Source organism: Umezawaea sp. Da 62-37 (genome assembly GCF_032460545.1).
Lineage (GTDB): Bacteria > Actinomycetota > Actinomycetes > Mycobacteriales > Pseudonocardiaceae > Umezawaea.
The window spans coordinates 1213792-1231651 of record NZ_CP135965.1 but is presented as its reverse complement, the minus strand read 5'-3'; the positions used below and the strand labels follow the sequence as shown (position 1 = coordinate 1231651).

The 17860-nt window shown below is 70.4% G+C and carries 11 protein-coding genes; 3 read left to right on the top strand and 8 right to left on the bottom strand.

All coding sequences use genetic code 11. The features are described from left to right. Positions 1-28 precede the first annotated feature (28 nt). The 7 genes from RM788_RS05090 to RM788_RS05060 all read right to left on the bottom strand — a co-directional run bounded on the left by RM788_RS05090 (position 29) and on the right by RM788_RS05060 (position 9036). Positions 29-844, bottom strand: a complete 816-nt coding sequence (locus tag RM788_RS05090; protein ID WP_315930337.1) for a phytanoyl-CoA dioxygenase family protein — start codon at positions 842-844, stop codon at positions 29-31. Further along, a complete protein-coding gene (locus RM788_RS05085) occupies positions 837-1817 on the bottom strand; it encodes an NAD-dependent epimerase/dehydratase family protein (protein WP_315930336.1) in 981 nt (326 codons plus the stop codon). The genes RM788_RS05090 and RM788_RS05085 overlap by 8 nt, the downstream gene beginning before the upstream one ends. Before the next feature lie 10 nt (positions 1818-1827). After that, positions 1828-3240 carry a glycosyltransferase family 2 protein gene (locus tag RM788_RS05080; protein ID WP_315930335.1) on the bottom strand — a complete coding sequence of 471 codons (1413 nt, stop codon included), beginning with the start codon at positions 3238-3240 and terminating at the stop codon, positions 1828-1830. After that, the gene (locus RM788_RS05075; protein WP_315930334.1) at positions 3237-4502 is read right to left on the bottom strand and encodes a nucleotide sugar dehydrogenase; all 1266 of its coding nucleotides are present in this window, start codon (positions 4500-4502) and stop codon (positions 3237-3239) included. Before RM788_RS05075 ends, RM788_RS05080 begins: the two co-directional genes overlap by 4 nt. Before the next feature lie 56 nt (positions 4503-4558). Then, positions 4559-5248 carry a PIG-L deacetylase family protein gene (locus tag RM788_RS05070; RefSeq protein ID WP_315930333.1) on the bottom strand — a complete coding sequence of 230 codons (690 nt, stop codon included), beginning with the start codon at positions 5246-5248 and terminating at the stop codon, positions 4559-4561. Further along, positions 5248-6090 (bottom strand): SAM-dependent methyltransferase, encoded by an 843-nt coding sequence (locus tag RM788_RS05065; protein ID WP_315930332.1) that lies wholly within the window; start codon positions 6088-6090, stop codon positions 5248-5250. The genes RM788_RS05070 and RM788_RS05065 overlap by 1 nt, the downstream gene beginning before the upstream one ends. A gap of 1053 nt (positions 6091-7143) precedes the next feature. Beyond that, complete coding sequence (locus tag RM788_RS05060) at positions 7144-9036, bottom strand: AfsR/SARP family transcriptional regulator (RefSeq protein WP_315930331.1); 1893 nt, start codon at positions 9034-9036, stop codon at positions 7144-7146. Positions 9037-10958: 1922 nt separating this feature from the next. On the opposite strand from RM788_RS05060, the gene RM788_RS05055 reads away from it, so the two are divergent. The 3 genes from RM788_RS05055 (at position 10959) to RM788_RS05045 (ending at position 13643) form a co-directional block, all read left to right on the top strand. After that, positions 10959-11975: a hypothetical protein gene (locus RM788_RS05055; protein WP_315930330.1), complete on the top strand. Its 1017-nt coding sequence runs from the start codon at positions 10959-10961 to the stop codon at positions 11973-11975. A 130-nt stretch (positions 11976-12105) separates the two neighbouring features. Then, on the top strand, positions 12106-12378 hold the full coding sequence (locus RM788_RS05050; protein ID WP_315930329.1) for a hypothetical protein: 273 nt from the start codon (positions 12106-12108) through the stop codon (positions 12376-12378). A 548-nt stretch (positions 12379-12926) separates the two neighbouring features. After that, entirely contained in the window at positions 12927-13643 is a 717-nt protein-coding gene (locus tag RM788_RS05045) for an LmbU family transcriptional regulator (RefSeq protein ID WP_315930328.1), read from the top strand. 328 nt (positions 13644-13971) lie between these two features. Here the strand turns inward: RM788_RS05045 and RM788_RS05040 are convergent, their stop codons facing one another. Continuing rightward, positions 13972-17025: an AfsR/SARP family transcriptional regulator gene (locus RM788_RS05040; RefSeq protein WP_315930327.1), complete on the bottom strand. Its 3054-nt coding sequence runs from the start codon at positions 17023-17025 to the stop codon at positions 13972-13974. Positions 17026-17860 lie beyond the last annotated feature (835 nt).

Below are 17860 nucleotides of genomic sequence, written 5' to 3'. Positions count from 1 at the left end.
ACTCCTGTTCTGCGTGTGCGCTTGTCCGTCAGGCGGGTGCGCAGATCCGGTTCAGCGCCTCGGCGTAGGGCGGCGCGCCCGGCCTCGACCAGTCCGGGTCGAAGTAGGGGTAGCGCTCGGTGTCGTACACGTGACCGGCGCCGAGGAAAGAGACGATGTAGTCGCGGACGGCGGCGGTCTCCCGTTCGTCGCGCGGAACGGCCGCGTAGGACGCGCTCCACTGCAAGCGGTCGCGGCCGGACAGGCTCGCGTGCCACAGGTTGACGTCGAAGACGATGACGTCGCCGGGCGTGGAGTCCAGCGCCAGTCCCGGCCACAGCGCCGACTCCAGCTCCTCGTCGAGCACGGGGGAGCCGGGCGGGTTGTTCGCTCGGTGCTCGCGCAGCGCGTCGCTGACGTCCTCGTGGTGCGACCCCGGCAGCACGCGCAGCGCGCCGGTGTCCGCGCCCAGCGGGTCGAGGTAGGCGACGACCTTGACCGCCTCCAGCTCGCGGACGTAGGAGTCCGCGTGCCAGCTGGAGGCGTCCCGGTAGAGGATTCCCTTGGCAGGCTTGGGAACCACGTCCCGGCCGAGGAAGGAGCGGGCGGCGTCCATGATCCTCGGGTCCGCTAGCAGGGCTCGGCTGACCGGCGTCCGCGGTCCCGTCATCGGCAGGTAGAACCCCGAGGTGCCGGTGGCCTGCGCCACCTGCTCGGTGGGGAGCTCGTAGTTGGCCGACAGCGCGTCCAGCACCTCTGCCCGCAGCTCCCGCACCTCCTCCCGGCCCAGCAGGTTCCTCAGGACGACGAATCCGTACGTCGAGAAGAACTCCGCGCTCTCCGTGGTTTTCGCCCGTTCAGGCATGCTCGACCTCCCGGCGTTGTTTCGAGTGGGCGGCGACGGCGGCGATGACGTCGTCCAGATCGCGTCGTGGGCGGAAACCCACCCGCTCCAGCGCTTTGGTGGAGTCAGGGACTCGGCGGCGCATGTCCTCGAACCCCTCGCCGTAGGCTTGTTCGTAGCTCAGGTGGACGATGTCGCTCGTCGAGCCGGTGACGGCGATGACGCGCTCGGCCAGCCCTCCGATGCTCACCTGTTCGGTGCCGCCGAGGTTGAAGACGTCCCCGTGCGCCCGCTCGTCCTCCAGCAGCGCCACCATGGCGGGCACGACGTCCAGCACGTGGCAGAAGCAGCGGATCTGGTGCCCGTCGCCGTAGACGGTGAGCGGTCGCCCGGCGAGCGCCTGCTCGACGAAGCGGGGCACGACCATGCCGTACTGCCCAGCCTGTCGCGGGCCCACCGTGTTGAACAGCCTGACGATGACCGCGGTCAGCCCGTGCTCGGTGGTGTAGCCGTGGGTCATCGACTCGGCGACCGCCTTGGCCTCGGCGTAGGACCAGCGGCTCTTGAGCGGGGAGCCCAGCACGCGGTCGTCGTCCTCGCGCAGGCCGATCCTGCTGTTCTTGCCGTAGACCTCGCTGGTGGAGGTGATCAGGATCGGCACCCCGTGCTCCAGTGCGGCCTGGAGCACGATCTCGGTCCCGTGCACGTTGGTGCGCAAGCTTTGCAACGGCTTCTCGAGGATCTTGAGCACACCCACCGACGCGGCGGCGTGGAAGACGCGGTCCACCCCGCGCACGCACCGGTCCACGATCTCCCGGTCGCACACCGAGCCGACGACGAGTCGCAGGCCGGGGTGGTCCGACATGGCGTCGAGGTTGGCCTCGCGACCGGTGCTCAGGTCGTCGAGGACGACGACCTCGTCGCCCGCTCGCAGCAGGTGTTCGGTCAGGTGGGAGCCGATGAAGCCCGCGCCTCCGGTCACCAGGGTTCGCATGTTCCCTCCTTCACGGGGACGCCGTCGCGCCGAGTTCGGTGGTCGGCCAGTCGATCGGTGGGCAGCGGAACGCCGAGGTCCCCAGGGCGCCGCGTTCCCACTCGGCCAGGTCGAACTGGTGCAGCTCCCGGCGCAGGCGCACGGTGAACTCCCAGTAGGGGTGGTCGTGGGCGGCCAGCGCCGCGGCGAGGTCCTGGTCCGGCCGCTCGGCCGGTGTGCGGCTGACCCCGGTCAGGACCAGGACGTCCCGGCAGGTCCGGTGCATCTCGGCCAGGATCCGGCTGACCGTGCGCTCCGGGAACTGCCGCCAGTAGTCGGTGAGCACGCCGAGCTCGAAGTGCTTGTCCTCCACCGGGAGCCGGGTTCCGAGCAGTCGCAGGTGCTGCCGCTGGCCGACGTCGTCGACGTCCCGCGGGAAGCACACCGCCTCCGGCGCGGGGAGGTCCGGCGGCCACCCCGTCGGGGCACCCACCAGGAGCACCGGCCCGCCTGCCGCGACCCGGTCGACCAGCTGGGGCAGGCGGCCCAGGTGCGCGCAGTCCGACGCCCTGGTCACCAGGCCCGCGGCGAACCGCTCGATCGCGGGCACCAGGTCGCGGGAGTTCGCGATGTCGTAGCTGCACACCGCCTCCACCTCGACGCTGGGGTACGCGCGGACCAGGACGTGCTCGTTGCGGCGGTCCCTGGCGATCTCGGTGTTGCGGTCGCGCTCGTGCGGCTGGTGGATCGTGATCGCCTTCGGGGCGAACACGGTCGGGAACCCGGCCTTCGCCAGCCGGTAGCCCAGTTCGAGGTCCTCGCACCCCTTGACCTCGAAGTCGCGGTTGAAGCCCCCGACAAGGTCGAAGGCAGACTTCGGCACGCCGACGTTGAGGGTCCAGAAGAACGCCCAGTCGGCGGGGCGCGGGTCGGCGAGCAGCTCGGTGAGCGGGTCGTGCAGCGCCGGGGTCCCGGTGGCACGGGCGAACGTCGCCTCGGCGTCGGTGAAGTCCCAGTCCTCGCCCAGGGCCAGCCGCCACGCGGCGGGCGTGATCTCCCGGCCGCTGGAGAAGCCGCAGACCGCGACCGGGCCGCCCGCCTGCGCCTCGACGTGCGCGCTGAGCAGGTCCGGGTGGCACAGGCAGTCGACGTCGAGGAACACGAGCAGTTCCCCTCGTGCCGCCGCCGCGCCGGTGTTGCGCGCGGCGCCCGCGCCCCGCGCCGAGTCGTGGCGGATCACCCGCACGTGCCCGCCGTCGACGAATTCGGCGATCTCCCCGGACAGGGGTGGTTCGGACCCGTCGTCGACGACGACGACCTCGAAGTCGCCGCGGGGCAACGACTGCGTCCGCAGGCTGCGCAGCCCGTTGCGCAGCGCGGTCGCCCTGTTGTGCGCGGGGATGACCACGGAGACGGCGATCGGTTCCCGCCGCGTCCCGGTCACAGCGCGACCGCGTTCGGGGACCTGGTGACGCCGTGCGCGTCGAACACCAGGCGCGACCGGGCGCAGATGTCGTCCACGTCGTACTCCACGTGGGGTTGCAGCAGCACGACGACGTCCATCGTGGACAGGTCTTCCCCGAGGTCTGCGGGCGCGACCGGGATGCCGTCGACGGACCACTCCGCCAGGTGCGGGTCGTGGAAGTGCGGGCGGATCCCGCGCTCCCGCAGGCTCCGGACCAGTGGTGCGGCGGGGGTCTCGCGGGTGTCCGCGATGTCGGCCTTGTAGGTCACGCCCAGCAGCAGCACCGACGTCCCCTCGACCGGGAGGTCGTGCTCGCGCAGCGAGCGCTCCAGCCGACGCGCCAGGTAGTCGGGCATCCCGGTGTTCACCTCGTCGGCGGCCTCCACGATGCTCAGCCGCCTGCCCGAGGCACGTGCCCAGTGCGTGAGGTAGCGCGGGTCGACGGGGATGCAGTGCCCTCCCACGCCGGGGCCGGGGCGGAAGCTCTCGAAGCCGAACGGTTTCGTGGCGGCGGCCGAGACCACGTCCCAGACGTCGATCCCCAGCGCGTCGCAGCTCATCGCCAGTTCGTTGACCAGCGCGATGTTCACGTTGCGGTAGGTGTTCTCCAGCAGCTTGGCCATCTCCGCCTCGCGGGGGCCCGCGGTGAACACCGTGCGGTCGACGATCTTGCCGTAGATCCGCGCCGCGTGTTCCGCGCACTGGGGGGTGAGCCCGCCGATGATCTTCGGGGTGTTGCGCAGCCCGAACTCCCGGTTGCCGGGGTCGATCCGCTCCGGCGAGTACACCAGCGAGAAGTCCTCACCGGCGGTGAGACCGGTGGTCTCCAGCAGCGGCCGGAAGACCTCCTCGGTGGTCCCCGGGTAGGTCGTCGACTCCAGCGAGACGAGCATGTCGGCGCGCAGGAAAGGCGCGATGGAGCGGGCCGCGGCGCGGACCGCGGCCAGGTCGGGCGTGCGGTCGGCGCGCAGGGGCGTGGGCACGCAGACGACCACGGCCGTGGCCCCGGCCAGCACCTCCGGCTCCGAGCTCGCCTCGAACCCCAGGCTCCGCATGACGTCGATGTCGAAATCGCTCAGGTCGTCGACGTAGGAGCGTCCGGAGTTCAGCAGGTCGACCCGATCGCCGGCCGTGTCGTAACCGCGGACGGACAATCCGGCCATGACCGCTTCGTGCGCTATGCGAATACCGACGTAGCCAAGGCCGACCACGACGACGCGGTCGTTCTGTGCGGTTTCCACGAGTGGCTCTCCCCTCTGCCGGACTCCGTCCGGCCGAATACCGACTGCGGAATGGACTAAAGGAGGGTCCGGTGGACTTCGAACGCTTCGGCGTACCGAACCCCGATTTCGGCGCCGCGCAGGACGGCGAGAGCCGATACCGATTCCTCGCTGCGGATGTGGGGGGCCGGCCGGTGCTGGCTGGCGTATTCGCGCAACGCGGCCAGCTTGGTGTCCAGGTGATCGCTGATGTCGTGGAAAGCTGTGCACAGGGCGAGCGGCTTGTTGGCCCATTGCAGTTTGGACATCTCGTAGCTCATGACGTGCGGCACGAGCCACTTGCCGAAGGAGCGGCCGATGGGCCGGGCGGCGGCGAACGCGGCGGAGAACGTCGCCACGTGGTCCTGGTCGTAGTCGTCGCCGCTGGGCAGCAGCAGGAGGTCGGGGCGCTGCCGGTCGAGGTGCTCCTGGAACAGGTCGACCAGCTCCCGCTTGGGGAGGGTGTCGAGCCGCTCGTTGAGCTGCCGGTCGCCGTAGGCGATCGTGTACTCGAAGTCGAGTAGCTTGGCGACCCGGTCGATCTCGGCGACCCGCGCCTCGTAGGTGACCGGGGTCGTCAGCCCGTAGTGGCTCATGCCGTCGACGGACAGGTACAGCACGTGCACCCGGCTCCCCGCGGTGGCGAGGTCCGCCAGCAGCCCGCCGCAGCCGAGCACTTCGTCGTCGGCGTGCGGCGCGATGACCAGCACGGTGTCGTAGGTGTCCATCAGATCCCTCCCGGATGCGGATCGGTCGACGTCGGGTGGGCGGGTCTCGCCCTGATCAGGACGTCCTCGAGCCCTCCGGGCTCCTTGCCGAGCAGGTGGCCGATGCCCTCGACCGCGGTGACCTCGAAGCCCGCGAGCCGGAGCGACAGGGTGATCTCGCGGGCGAGCCGCGGGTGCATCCGCAGCTTCCGGTACCGGACCGACCCGACCGTCGCGTCCGCCTCCAGCACCTCGTACCGCATCACGCTGTCGAGCACGCTCGCGGCGCGGTCGTACGCGACGTGCTCCTCGACGCGGAGGTGCCGGTCGCCGGTGTAGGGGAAGAAGCCGTGGGGGCGGGTGAGGCCGTGCGGGGCGGCGGCGATCGACCCGAGCTCGACGACGTCGAACTCGGCGATGTCCAGCACCAGGAGGCCGTCGGGAGCGAGGACGGAGTGGATGTTGGCGAACAGCCGGTCCACGGCCGCGTCGTCGACCAGGTGCGAGACGATGTCGTTCGGCAGGATGACCGCGTCCACCGGGCCCGTGGACGGCACGTCGGGCAGGGTCTCCCGGATCAGCGTCACGCGGTCGGAGACCTCGTCGGGTTCGTCGCGGAGCAGGCGTTCGAAGTGGGCGAGCATGTCCGCTGAGCTGTCGACACCGATGACCCGTGCCCCGCCACGGGCCAGCGGCAGCAGGACGTCGCCGGTGCCGCAGCCGAGTTCCAGAACGGTGGACCCGGCGGGCACGGCGGCCAGTTCGTCCGCGTAGATCCGGTCGAAACGCGGGGCGTAGCCGATTTTCAGGGAATACATTTCCGGGTCGTAGAAGGCGTTCGACATGCTCGTGTCCAGACTCACCTGGATCTGCTCCTCGCCTTGGGACGATCGTCGGCACCGAATTGCGCCCTGCTTGCCGGTCGCGACCTGATGTCATGACGGGCGAGATGGTGATGTCGTCGTATTCCGTCCACGTGGAACCCGACCGGCAAGGCGTTCTTGTGCTCGATGAGAACGGTAGACATCCGTCGAACGGAATGGCAATCATCGGGATCTATGAACGGTAATCGGGAAATATTCGACCGGGTCCACCGGCTCCGCGCGTCTCAACAAGTCGGATCCGGATGGCGTGGCCGGGTGGACCGGTCGACGGTGGGCGTCGGGTCCGGGGCGGGTGTGGCCGAGGTCGTGCGGGACGGTGGGTGGGTGGTGTCGTCGAGGGCGCTCGCCGACACCACCCGTCGACATCGTCGTGGACGGTGCGCTGCACGCCCGGTGCGCCGTGGACGGCGACAGCCTGGTGGGGCCGGGCTGCTGCCGCCGCCGGAGGAGGTGGTGCGGGTTTGCTGCCGCGGTTCGGGTTCCCGCGGCCGGGGCCCCTGTCGCTGTTCGGCGCGAGCGCGGTAACGCCGATCGGTCCGAGGCCGCGGCTGGTGCTCCACGGCAGCCCCATCCCGCAGCGTACGGCCGGTCGTCCTGCACCCGCCGCACGTTCCGCCCTCGGTGGCCGTTTCCTTGCCACCGCGCGGGACGGGCACCCGCACACGGCTGTCGAGCCGATCACCATGCCGGACCGCAAGCGCGCGGTGATCCAGGCGGGTCCGGCGTCGGCCGACGTGCGCGCGGAACCGGTCGGGATCCACCGCGGACCGCGCGACGCGCGACTGCGGCTGACCCCGGTGCACGGCCCGGAGATCCCCCGGTCCCGACGATGTCAGCCTGCTGGGCGACGGACCGCACCCGACCGCGGCGGTTTACCGGTTCATGGCCACCAGGCAGGCCCGCACCGGCCCCGCCGCCCGACCTCCGACCCGGCGCGGTCGGGTGCGCCGCCGTCAGGCACCGCACCCGACCGCGCCGGGTCGGCCCCGCTGCTGCTCGCTGGGGTCCGACCGGCGCCCGGTGGCATCGGCGTCACGCGATCCGGGAGGTCGGGTTGGGCCGTTCGTAGTGGAAGTGCCCGTAGTACCGGGCGAACGACCACAGCAGGTGCGAGTAGCAGTACTGACCCGGTACGGGCGACTCCAGCACGGCCACGTCGACCAGCGACTCCACCAGGTCCTCCGCCTCCCGCTCGGCGACACCCAGCATCGAGCTGGCCGCGCGCAACCCGAACTCGGGCCCCTCGCAGGCCAAGACCAGGAACGCCCGGTGCTGGTCGTCGGTGAGCTGGGACCCGATCGCGCGGAGAGCGGTGAGCATGGACCGGTCGCCGAAGCCCAACCTGAGGGTGCCCGCAGGGTCGTTCACCAGCCGCGCGGTGAGCATGCCGAAGGTCCAGCCCGGCCTGGCCGCCAGGTGCGCCCCGGCCAGCCGCACCGCCAGCGGCAGCAACCTGCACGCCTCGACCAGCGCGAGCGCGCCCTCCCGGTCGGCGGCGACGCGGTCCGGGCCCACCACCGCGCCGAGCAGGCCCAGCGCCTCGCCGGGGCTGAAGACCCCGAGGAAGACCCGCTCGGTGGTCGGTACCCCGAACGGGGACGCCCAGCCGGTGATCAGCACCCCACACCCCGCCGATCCCGGTACCAGGGAACGGATCTGCTCGGCGACGCGCACGTTGTCCAGGACGATGAGGACCCTCCGTCCGTCGAGCAGGGTGCTCACCATCTTCGACCGCTCGGACACCCGCTCCGGCACCGCGTCGGCGGGCAGCCCCAGCGCGCGCAGGAACCCGTCGAGCACACCGGCGGTCGTCGACTCCGGCTCCTCGGTGCCGAGGTCGGCGTACAGCTCGCCATCCGGGAACGCGTCGTGGACCCGGTGTGCGGCCTGCAGCGCCAACGCGGACTTGCCGACGCCGATGGCACCGGTGATCGCGACCACGGCGGGGGAGGTGCGCCCGGACGCGGTCAGAGCGCGCACCACGGTGGCGATGTCCTCCTGGCGGCCGGTGAAGTCCACCGTCCCTGGGGGCAGCTGCCGGGGCACTAGGACCGCGGCCGCGGGGGCGAGCCGGGGCACCGCCGCGGCCCCGAACTGGAAGACGCTCATCCCCGGAACGGGCGGTTCGCCCGCCAGGATCCTGTGGTGCAGGGACTTCAGCGCCTGCCCCGGCTCGATGCCTTGCGCCTCGACCAGTGCCTCGCGCAGCCTGCTGAACACGGCCAGCGCCTCGGTCTGGCGCCCGGCGGCGTGCAGCGCCTGCATGAGCAATTCGTGAACGTGTTCGCGGGACGGCTGCTCCGCTGCCAGCAGCGTCAGTTCGGGGAGGACCACTGCGTGGTGCCCCAGGGCGAGCGCGATGCGGAGCCGCTGCTCGGTCCACGCGTGCCGCAGCTCACCGAGGCGGATCCGCTGCTGTTCGGCGAACGGGCCCGGCAGGCCCGCCAGCGGTTGCCCCTGCCACAGCGACAGGGCGTCGGCCAGCAGCCCGTCCGCGACCTCCAGCTTGCCGTCGGCCGCGGCCTGCCTGGCCCGGCGCGCGAGGTCCTCGGCGAAGTCCAGGTCCAGCCCCGGTTCGGGGACGACCACCCGGTAGCCGTCACCGACCGACAGCAGCACTCTGGGCGCCCGGCCATCCGGCTCCAGCAGCGTGCGCCACCGCCACGCGTGGGTACGCACCGTGGAGACCGCGGCATCGGGCGGGTTCTCGCCCCACAGCGCGTGCACCATTTCGGACAGCCCGCTCGTGCGTCCCGAGTGGAGGAGCAGCGCGGCCAGGAAAGCCTGTTGCTGCGGGGAACTCGCGGTGAGCGTCCTGCCACCGCGCACCGCCCGTACCGGTCCGAGAACGGCGAACCGCAGCGGGTCCTCGTCCGGATCGCCGTTGTGCTCCTGTCGTCCGACAAAACGCTGGATGTCGTTCATGGTCCTCTTTCGACTGCGATCCGCTCCGCGGCCTCGCCGTCCGGCGGGGACGGCACTCCTCGGATGTCGTTGGGCTGCGCTGAACCGGGATGCCGGACGCGTCGTGCGTCCATGGATGCAGGGGTGCGTGGACGGTGGGTGGTGAACCGCCGGCCGCTACGGGGATTCACGTGCTTCGTCCTGCCGGTGTCCAGGTGCCGCGGCTGAGCGTAATCGGCTCCTGTCAAAAGCGGCAAGATCGCGTGGAATCGGAGGTGTCTCGCCGGCGGGACGGATTTTCCCATCGGGATCCACTCGGCATCGGAGGTGGATTCGGAAATGGCCGGAAAGGGTGGCGATGGCTGTTCCGCTGTTCACGTGGACGTCACGTCTTTCGCGTTGGACGAGTTCGTCGTACCGGCCGAGGGGCGCCGCGCGCACGTCCATGTGGTCACTCACGGTCATTCGACGGGTCATGTCGAGCTATCTCGGCAGAGTTTCGCCGTGCGGCGCAGGAAGGCACGGCTACCGAGGTCGTTCAGCCTGCACCGCGCATCGGATACCCGTTTTCGACATGGGACGAGTGTGTCGATCCGGCGCGGGAATTCGGCGATTTACGGTCAATTCGACTCGTGTGGACAGTCGCGGCCATGTCATTCCCGCTGTCCATCGCCGGTTCTCCTAGCGGTCGACGAAGAAAGCGTCGAGCCGTCCGAAGAAATGGTCGCGAAGTCGCTATCGCGTGCGATGGGCAGATCTCCGGAGACGTTCGGGAGTGCGGCGGTGCGCCGGATCGAGGTCTGCGGGGGTGGAACGGTCGGATCAGGTGCCCGGTGGTGCCGGAACCGACCACGACCGGCCGCACCGCCTGCGGTGCGGGAACGGGATCGCGGACCCGCCCGTCGGAACCGGTGTCGCGGAGGCGAGGTCATCGCGACCGAAGATCGGGACGGTCGACAGGGCGGCCCTTCCTCGTCGCTGGGGGCAGACGCAGGACGTCCAGACGTCCTGTTGCTGCCCGTCGATGCCGGCCCGCCGCGGTTCCCGTGTCCTCCCCGAAACGGGTTTCGACGTTCGATTGATATTCGCTTGCTGTCGACGGGCGCAATTCGTCGCTTTCGACAACCGGGGAGGGCGCAGGTCGGCGGTGTCCCGCCGGCGGGACGGCGATTGCGTCTCAGGCGTGTCGCACGCTGGTTCACCGCAGACGAGTCGTACCGGTGGTTCGGGAGCTGTTCACCCGCCGCCGCCGAAGTAGCCGCATGTTCGGATCCGATCCCGTGCCGGGAACGTCGGTTCCTTCACCTGGGACGTTGCGCGTGGTGCATCGTAACGCATTCGCGTCCGAGTAGGTGAACGCCTAGCGGATCGGAAAACCGGCACGACATGTTTGCGATCGGGGCTTCGTTGCGGGAGTCTGCGGCAGGCGACAAGGTCGTCCGTGGCGTCGGATTCGACCGATTCGAGGCGGACTCGGGCGGTTCGGGGACGCGGTGTCGATGTGCCTGCAGGGAGAGTTGGAGCAAGTGCTTTGCGAGCAGCGTCAATGGTGTCATCACTTCGGTGTTCACCAGGAGGTCGGCGGCGAGTGGCGTAGGGATGCCCTCTTCCGGTTTTCGACCGCTGTTCGTCGGAAGTGCGCGTGTTCTGCTGTACTCCCATCCCCGACGACCTGTTCTTCGGGAGTCTCCCGAAGGTTATCGCTTGCGGGTGGGACGCCACTCGCTACGGCTTGCCGTACAACGCGGCTCGGACGCGAGTGGTGCACTTGGTCGGTTCGGGACGACCGCGGTGGTGGCGACCGGGTCAACTCAATAGGAATCGCGTGCAATCGCCGTGGCGGCCAGGGGAGTTCGGGCGGCCGGCTGAACTGTGGAGAACACCATGTCACGTTGTCACACGAGTCGATCAGCGGGAACCCGCGGGCAAGGGGAGGTGTCGTGATGGCGCGGTCCTCCCAATCCCTGCCGCCCGCACGCCTGCTGCTCGTCTTCCCCGGTTCGACACTCGTGCACAAAGCCGTCCGGGCGGGGTTGGACGTCCGCGTCGTGCTCGACGGGGAGCAGCGCGCCGAGGACTTCCCGCTGTCCTCCGACCGTGTGGCCCGCGTGGACGGGAGCCGCGGGTCCGGGATCGCCGTGGTGATCCGCGACCTGATCGACGAGCACCACGTCAGCCACGTGCTCGACGGTGGTGGTTCTCCCTTGCGCGAGCACCTTCCGACGGCGGGACCGGACGACGACCTCTTCGGACGCGAGCTGGTCCCGAGTTGGCGGTCCGCGGTGGAGAAGTGCTCCGTCGCGACGGTCGACGAGGTGCGCAAGGTGGTCGAAGACCTCGGCTGGCAGGCGGTGATCCGCACCGACGGGGATGAGGTGGCCGTCCGGTCGAGGGAGGACGCCGATGGGTGGGCGCGGGCGCATGAGTCGCATCCCGGTCCGTTCGCCGTCGAGGAGCGCGCCTCCGCCCCGGAGGTGGTCGCCACCACGCTGACCGTCGACGGCATGCACCGCGTCGTCGGGATCACCGAGCGCGTCGAGGACGCCGATGCGCGGTCCTACGTGTACCCGGCGAGCCTGCCCGAGCTCCGGATGGTGCGGGTCAGGGCGGCCGTCACGAGCATGCTCGACCTGGTCGGCCACGAGTTCGGTCCCGCGCAGACGAGGGTCGCGCTGACCGGTCCGGAGCCCCGCGTCCTGCGTTCGCGGCCGTGCTTCGACGTGGACGGGATCCCGAACCTGATCGAGGCCGCCACCGGGTTCGACCTCCCGACCGAGCTGTTCCGGACCCTGGCGGGAGCGCTCCTGCAACCGCCGAGGCCGCGGTGGTCCGCGGGGGCCAGGTTCTTCCGCGTTCCCGGTTTCCGGACCGGTGGAGGGGAGTCGGGCGTGTTCGTGGAAGGCGTGTCACCGGAGGTCGTCCGCGCGCGGCTCGACGAGACGGGGGCGTCGTCGGACTGATCGACGCCTGTCCGTTTTGCGTGAGTTCCCTTTTCGTTCCCCCGTACGGGTATCGCACGCGGAACTCAGAGGAATCGCCACTTCACATGATTGGAGGCAAGTCGAGGAACAAGCGCTAGGAGAGAACGACATGGGCGAAGTGACGCGATCCGGTGGCCGGGCGAGCACGTTGCGGCAGAGCGTCGTCGGGAGGCTGTGGGGCACGGCGGTCGTGGTGGGGCTCGTCGCGGTGGCCGGTGCCGGCTACCTGGACGCCACGCAGGAGGTCCGCGTTCCCCACGGCGTCCACCTCGTCGCGGTCTCCGGCCTCGGAGAGCTGTCGGACCCCCGATCCGTGGTCGTGCCCGACTGCTGTTCCGAGGAGGGGCCGAGCGCGGTTCCCGGCGAGACCGCCCGCGACTGATCCCCGCGGAACGACGGACGTGGTCCGGTGTACGGGTGTTCGCCCGTGTCGAGGTCTTCCGGCGGGTGCCCGGGGGAACGCGTGGTCCGCGACCGGTTCGCCGAGGGCCGAGAACCGGGGACGGAGCCGGACCGACGTGACCGATGCGCCCCTCGCGTGGATCGACCGCGGGCCGCACCTCGACGCACCACCATCTCGAAGGCACGTGCGGTGGCGGCTGACCGCCCCCGACCGCGCGGAACCGGCGTGCTTCCCCACGAGGGAGGCATGACGTCGACCCCGGCCACCCCCTCGCGAGGCGGGTACCGGTCACGGGCCCTCCCGGCGCACGCGGACTGAACCGGATCGAAGAACCAGGACAAGCGCCCGCCTGCCACGTCGACCTCTCGACGGGCCACCCCCACACCGAGTCCAGTACCGGAGAGCCTGCCGGGTCCTGCCCTGCGCTCAGCCGGGCGTGAGCGCGGCCTGCTCGTGGCGCGGTGTCCGGCCCGTGGCAGCGGCCGACGTCATCCACCAGGGCATCTCGCGAACGAAAGGTCGAGCACATGGGAACCAAGTCGACTCCGCCCGGCCACGACCCCGGTGGGCCGCGAGCCGCGGGGAGCGGCGGTGGAACCGCTCCCCACGCGCGGCCGGAACCGCACCGCTCCGGAGGCACCGCGGGGCAAGTGCTGTTCTCGCGGGTCGGGTTGCGACTCCCGGAGACGCTGACCTATGAGAGCTGGGCGAGGGCGGGACTCCAGATCGCCCGGATCGCGGACTCGAGCGCCTGGTGCCTCGGTGACTGGCTGGTCTGCGGGCAGAAGGAGTACCGCGACCGGTACCGGCACGCCATCGTGGAGGCCGGGCTGGATTACCAGACGCTGCGCAACTACGCCTGGATCGCCCGCAGGTTCGACCTGTCCCGCCGACGTGAGCTGCTCAGCTTCCAGCACCACGCCGAAGTGGCCTCGCTCCCCGACGACGAGCAGGACCGCTGGCTCGACGAGGCGGAGCTGAACCACTGGTCCCGCAACCAGTTGCGCGAGAACATACGGCGGTCCCGGATGGGCGCCGACGACCTCCGGCCTCCCAGGGACGTGGTGCTTCCCAGGGTGACCGCGCCGGAGATGCAGGTCCGGTTGTGGCGGGCGGCGGCCGAGCAGGACGGCGTCGACCTCGAGAAGTGGATCCTGGGGGCACTGGACAACGCGGCCCAAGCCGCACTCGGGGAGGAGTTCGACGTCGGAGGGAACACCGACCTCGCGGACCAGGAAGGATGATCACCCCAGCCTCGCTGGAACCCTATCGCCGCTGGGAATCGTTGTGGGGCCATCACTTCGCCGCCGGGAGGCCTTTCCGGTCTCCCGACAGGAAGGCCGTGGCCTTTCGGGAAACGGTGGCGCCGTCGTGCTGGAGACGGTGGTGTCGAACGACTTCGACGCGCCCGCCGGGATGGGTCGTGGCCGCGACCGCCGGTCCGGTCACCCCAGCAAGGGCCCGGCCTGCTCACCCGGGTGTGCGCCCGTTCTTCTGCAACGGCGAAGAAGGCAGTGGGATCCCTTGTCGGACAACGACTTCGGTCCTGCGAGCGGGGGAGCCGCACGACCCTCACTCGCGAGCCTCCGTTGGCACACCCATGTCCGCGAAACCCTCGCTCGCGCGCCGCAGGTGTTCCTGCGCGGCTTCGGTGCGTCCGAGGGCTTTCTCGGCCTCGCCGAGGCCGGCGAGCGCGCGGGCTTCGGCGATGCGGTAGCCGATGGCCGACGCCACCTCGTACGCGCTCCGGTGGTGGGCGAGGGCGTCCGCGTGGCGTCCCTGCGCCCGGCGCAGCCTGCCGATGATGTTGTCGATCTCGACCTGGCGGGTCGTGGTCCAGTGGCCCCGGTGGCTGCGGAGCGCCATGTCGGCGTACTGGCGTGACAGCTCGTGCCTGCCGAGCCGGTGGTGGGTCAGGGCGGAGAGCGCGAACACCAGCGCGCCGTTGCCCGCGGGCGCTCCGAACTCCTCGACCAGCGTCCTGGCGACGCCCAGCTGCTCGTCGGCCTCCTCGTAGGCGTGCAGGCCGAGGTGCGCCTGCGCCAGGCTCGCGCAGGCGATGATCTGCTGCCCGTGGATGTGCAACTCGTCGTCCAGCGCCACCGCCCGGTTCGCGGCCTCCACCGCCTCGGGGTAGCGCCCCCACTCCTCGTACAGGGAGCTGAGGTTCACCAAGGACTCCGCCTCCGCCCGGCCCACGCCGAGGTCGCGCTTGATGCTGATCGACTCCTGCAGCATGGGCAGCGCCTCGTCGAACCGCCCGGTGTGCGCGGTGAGCAGCCCCAGCATCCCGATGCCCTTCGCGAAACCGCGCTTGTCCCCCAGGTCGCGGGCGATGTCGAGCGCTTCCGAGGCGGCCAACATCCCGGTTTCGAACCGGCCGAGCTTCCAGTTGGCCACAGCCGAGTTGGCCAGGCTCAGGTGCAGCAGCTCGCGGTCCCCGAGCCTGCGGGAGGACAGCACGGACAGCCGGGTGATCTCGGCGAACTCCGTGTACAGACCGATGGTGTCGAGTTCGAAGACGACGTTGCGGGTGAGGTGGGCGGCGTGCCGGTCGAAGCCGTGCTCGTGCGCCAGCACGGCGGCCGCCTCGAGCGTCGCCCGCTCCCGCGCCAGCCACGCCCGCGCGGTCTTGTGGTCCGCCAGCTGCGCCGGGACGGGAGGAGGATCGCTCAGGCCGGTGGGAAGGCGCATGCGGCCGTTGAAGACCATGTTGCACACGTGGTCGCTGGTGTGCACCAGGTAGTCGAGCAGGCTCTTGAGCGCGTTCGGTACGTCCGCGGTGTCAGCGTGGTCGGAGGACTTCAGGATCTGGCGCACGAAGCTGCGCACCAGGTCGTGGAAGGCGTAGTAGCCGAACTCGTGCTGTTGCAGCAGGTGCGCGTCCAGCAGCACCTCCAGGGTCGTCTCCGCCTCGGCCTCCGAGCAGCCGAACAGCGCGGCGGCGGAGCTGACGTCGAGGTCCCGGCCGGGGTGCAGTCCGAGCAGGCGGAAGGACGCGCGGTGGTGGGCGTCGAGCCCCTCGTAGGAGATCTTGAGCGTCAGCTCCACCCCGCGTTCGTCCGAGCGAAGCTCGTCGAGCCGTCGGGACTCGTCGCTCATCCGGTCGACCAGGTAGGCGATCGGCCACCGCGGCCGGTTGGCCAACCTGCTCAACGCGATCCGCAGGGCCAGGGGCAGGTGGCCGCAGAGCTCGATCAGGCTCGCCACGGCCTCCGGCTCGGCGGCGGTGCGCTGGTCGCTGAGCACCGTGGTGGCCATGGCGGTGCTGTCTTCGTTGCTCATCGTGCCCAGCGAGATCCAGTGTGCGCCGTCGAGGTCGATCAGCCGGGTCCGACTGGTGATCAGCACCAGGGACCGGGAGTCGGGAGGCAGCAGGGGGCGCACCTGGGCGACGTCGGAGACGTTGTCCAGCAGCAGCAGCACGCTCCGCTCGGTGATCGTCGCCCGCCAGAACTCGATGCGCGCGGCGGGTTCGTCGGGCAGGTTGCCGGTCGGGACGCTCAGCATCCGCAGCAGTGCTTCGGCCGCGGCGGGTGCGGACATCGGCTGCTCGGCCGGGGTGAAGCCGCGCAGGTCCAGGTACAGCTGGGCGTCGGGGTAGCGCTCGGCCACGGCGTGCGCGGCGCGCACCGCGAGCGACGTCTTGCCCGCACCGCCCATCCCGTCGATGGCGAGGACACGGGGACCGCGGGTCGGTGGCGCGTCCATCCGCTGCCGGAGGATCTCGAGCTCCTGCTTGCGTCCGATGAAGTCCGTGAGGTCGTTGGGCAGGGAGTGGACGCGCTGCCGCGACTCCGGCTCGGACCGCGGTCCCGGCGGGTGCCGCGCGGGCGGCTCGGGCGCGGTGACCACCAGATCGGGGTCGTTGCGCAGGATCCGCTCGTGCAGGGCGGCCAGGTCGTTGCCGGGATCGATGCCCAGCTCGTCGGCCAGCAGCGAGCGCACCCGGCCGAACTCCTCCAGAGCCTCGGCCTGCCGCCCGGACCGGAACAGGGCGAGCATCAGCAGGCCGCGCGGCCGTTCGCGCAACGGATGCGCGGCCACATGCGTGCGCAACTCGCCGACCAGCTCGGAACTCTCGCCGCGGGCCAGCCGCAGGTTGATCAACTGCTCGACGGCCGCCGTCCGCCGCTCCAGCAGGGCCGCGCCCGCACCTCTGATCAGCTGCCCGCCCTCACCCGCCAGCACCTCGCCCCGCCACAGCGAAAGCGCCCGCTCCAAGTGGTCCGCCGCCGACTCCTCGTCCCGGTTCGCCAGCGCGGTCCTCGCCCCGGCCAGGTGCGCCGTGAACTGCCGGAGGTCCGACTGGTCGCTCGTGAGGCCCGCCCGGTAGCCGGACGTCTCGGTGACCAGGATCCCCGCGCCGCCGGGGATGAGCTGCCGCAGGCGGGCCACCGCCTTGCGCACCTGGTGCGTGGCCGTGGCGGGGGAGGATTCCTCCTCCCACACCGCGTCGACGAGCTGGGCGACGCTCAGCACCTGCCCCGCCTCCAGCACCAGCGCCACCAGCACCCGCTCCTGGACCAGCCCTCCCAACCGGACGCGTTCACCGCCGAACCAGCACTCCACCGGTCCCAGGACGTTGATCCGGAGCTGGGGCTCCTGATGGTTGTCGGTGGGCATCCGCTTCACCACTGGCTTTCTGGACGAGGAACCGCAGTGCATCGACGCCGATACATCTCGACCGCAGCACGGCGCGGGTGGATGGGTGCTACTTCTGGATACGGGTTACCGGCTAGTCTCCCAAGCGTTCGGACGCATGGCCAACGGGATGGCGCTTACCTGCCGCATTTCAACGTTGACCACCCCGCCGTTCTCAGTTCTGCCGGTAAGCCTGCGTGTTTCCGGCCTTCCGGTCTGGCATCGGTGCATATACCGGGGGATGCGCGGATCCGGCAGGTTCGAAGACGTCTGACACGTCGGTATCCGCCCGCAAATTGTTTGCGCGGGACGACTATCGGTGCCAGTCTCCGGGCTGCGCCGCGGCTCGACGAGGTGACCGGTGCCGGGTACGGGGTCGTCTCCACATCGTCATGATCGCCCTCGGCACTTCCGAACTTCTTACGTCGCGATAAGAGTCCGGTACCGGAAAGGTTGCCGGTGGTCCTGGAGCATGTCGGCGCCGGATCGCGGCCCGACGCGCAAGTCTTCGGGCATCAGCACCCGGACATCGTTGTCCTGCAACGCGATGAAGGTGGTCGTCCCGCGCCTCCGACGCGCCAACCGTCGATCGCACGACCTGATCATCGCCGTCGCCAGTACCTACTCCACAACACAATGAGCCTTTTTCATCCTGGTTCGGGAGCCTTGGCTGGCAGGGGATGTCGGCCACAAACCGGGGATTGTCGGTGTGTCGGTGTGACAACGGATGAAGCCCTCGGTGGGAGGGCTGTCGACCAAGATCAGTCCTGTTGCACCGAGGGCTTCGCATGCTCTTCTACCGTGCCGCGCTGCCGTT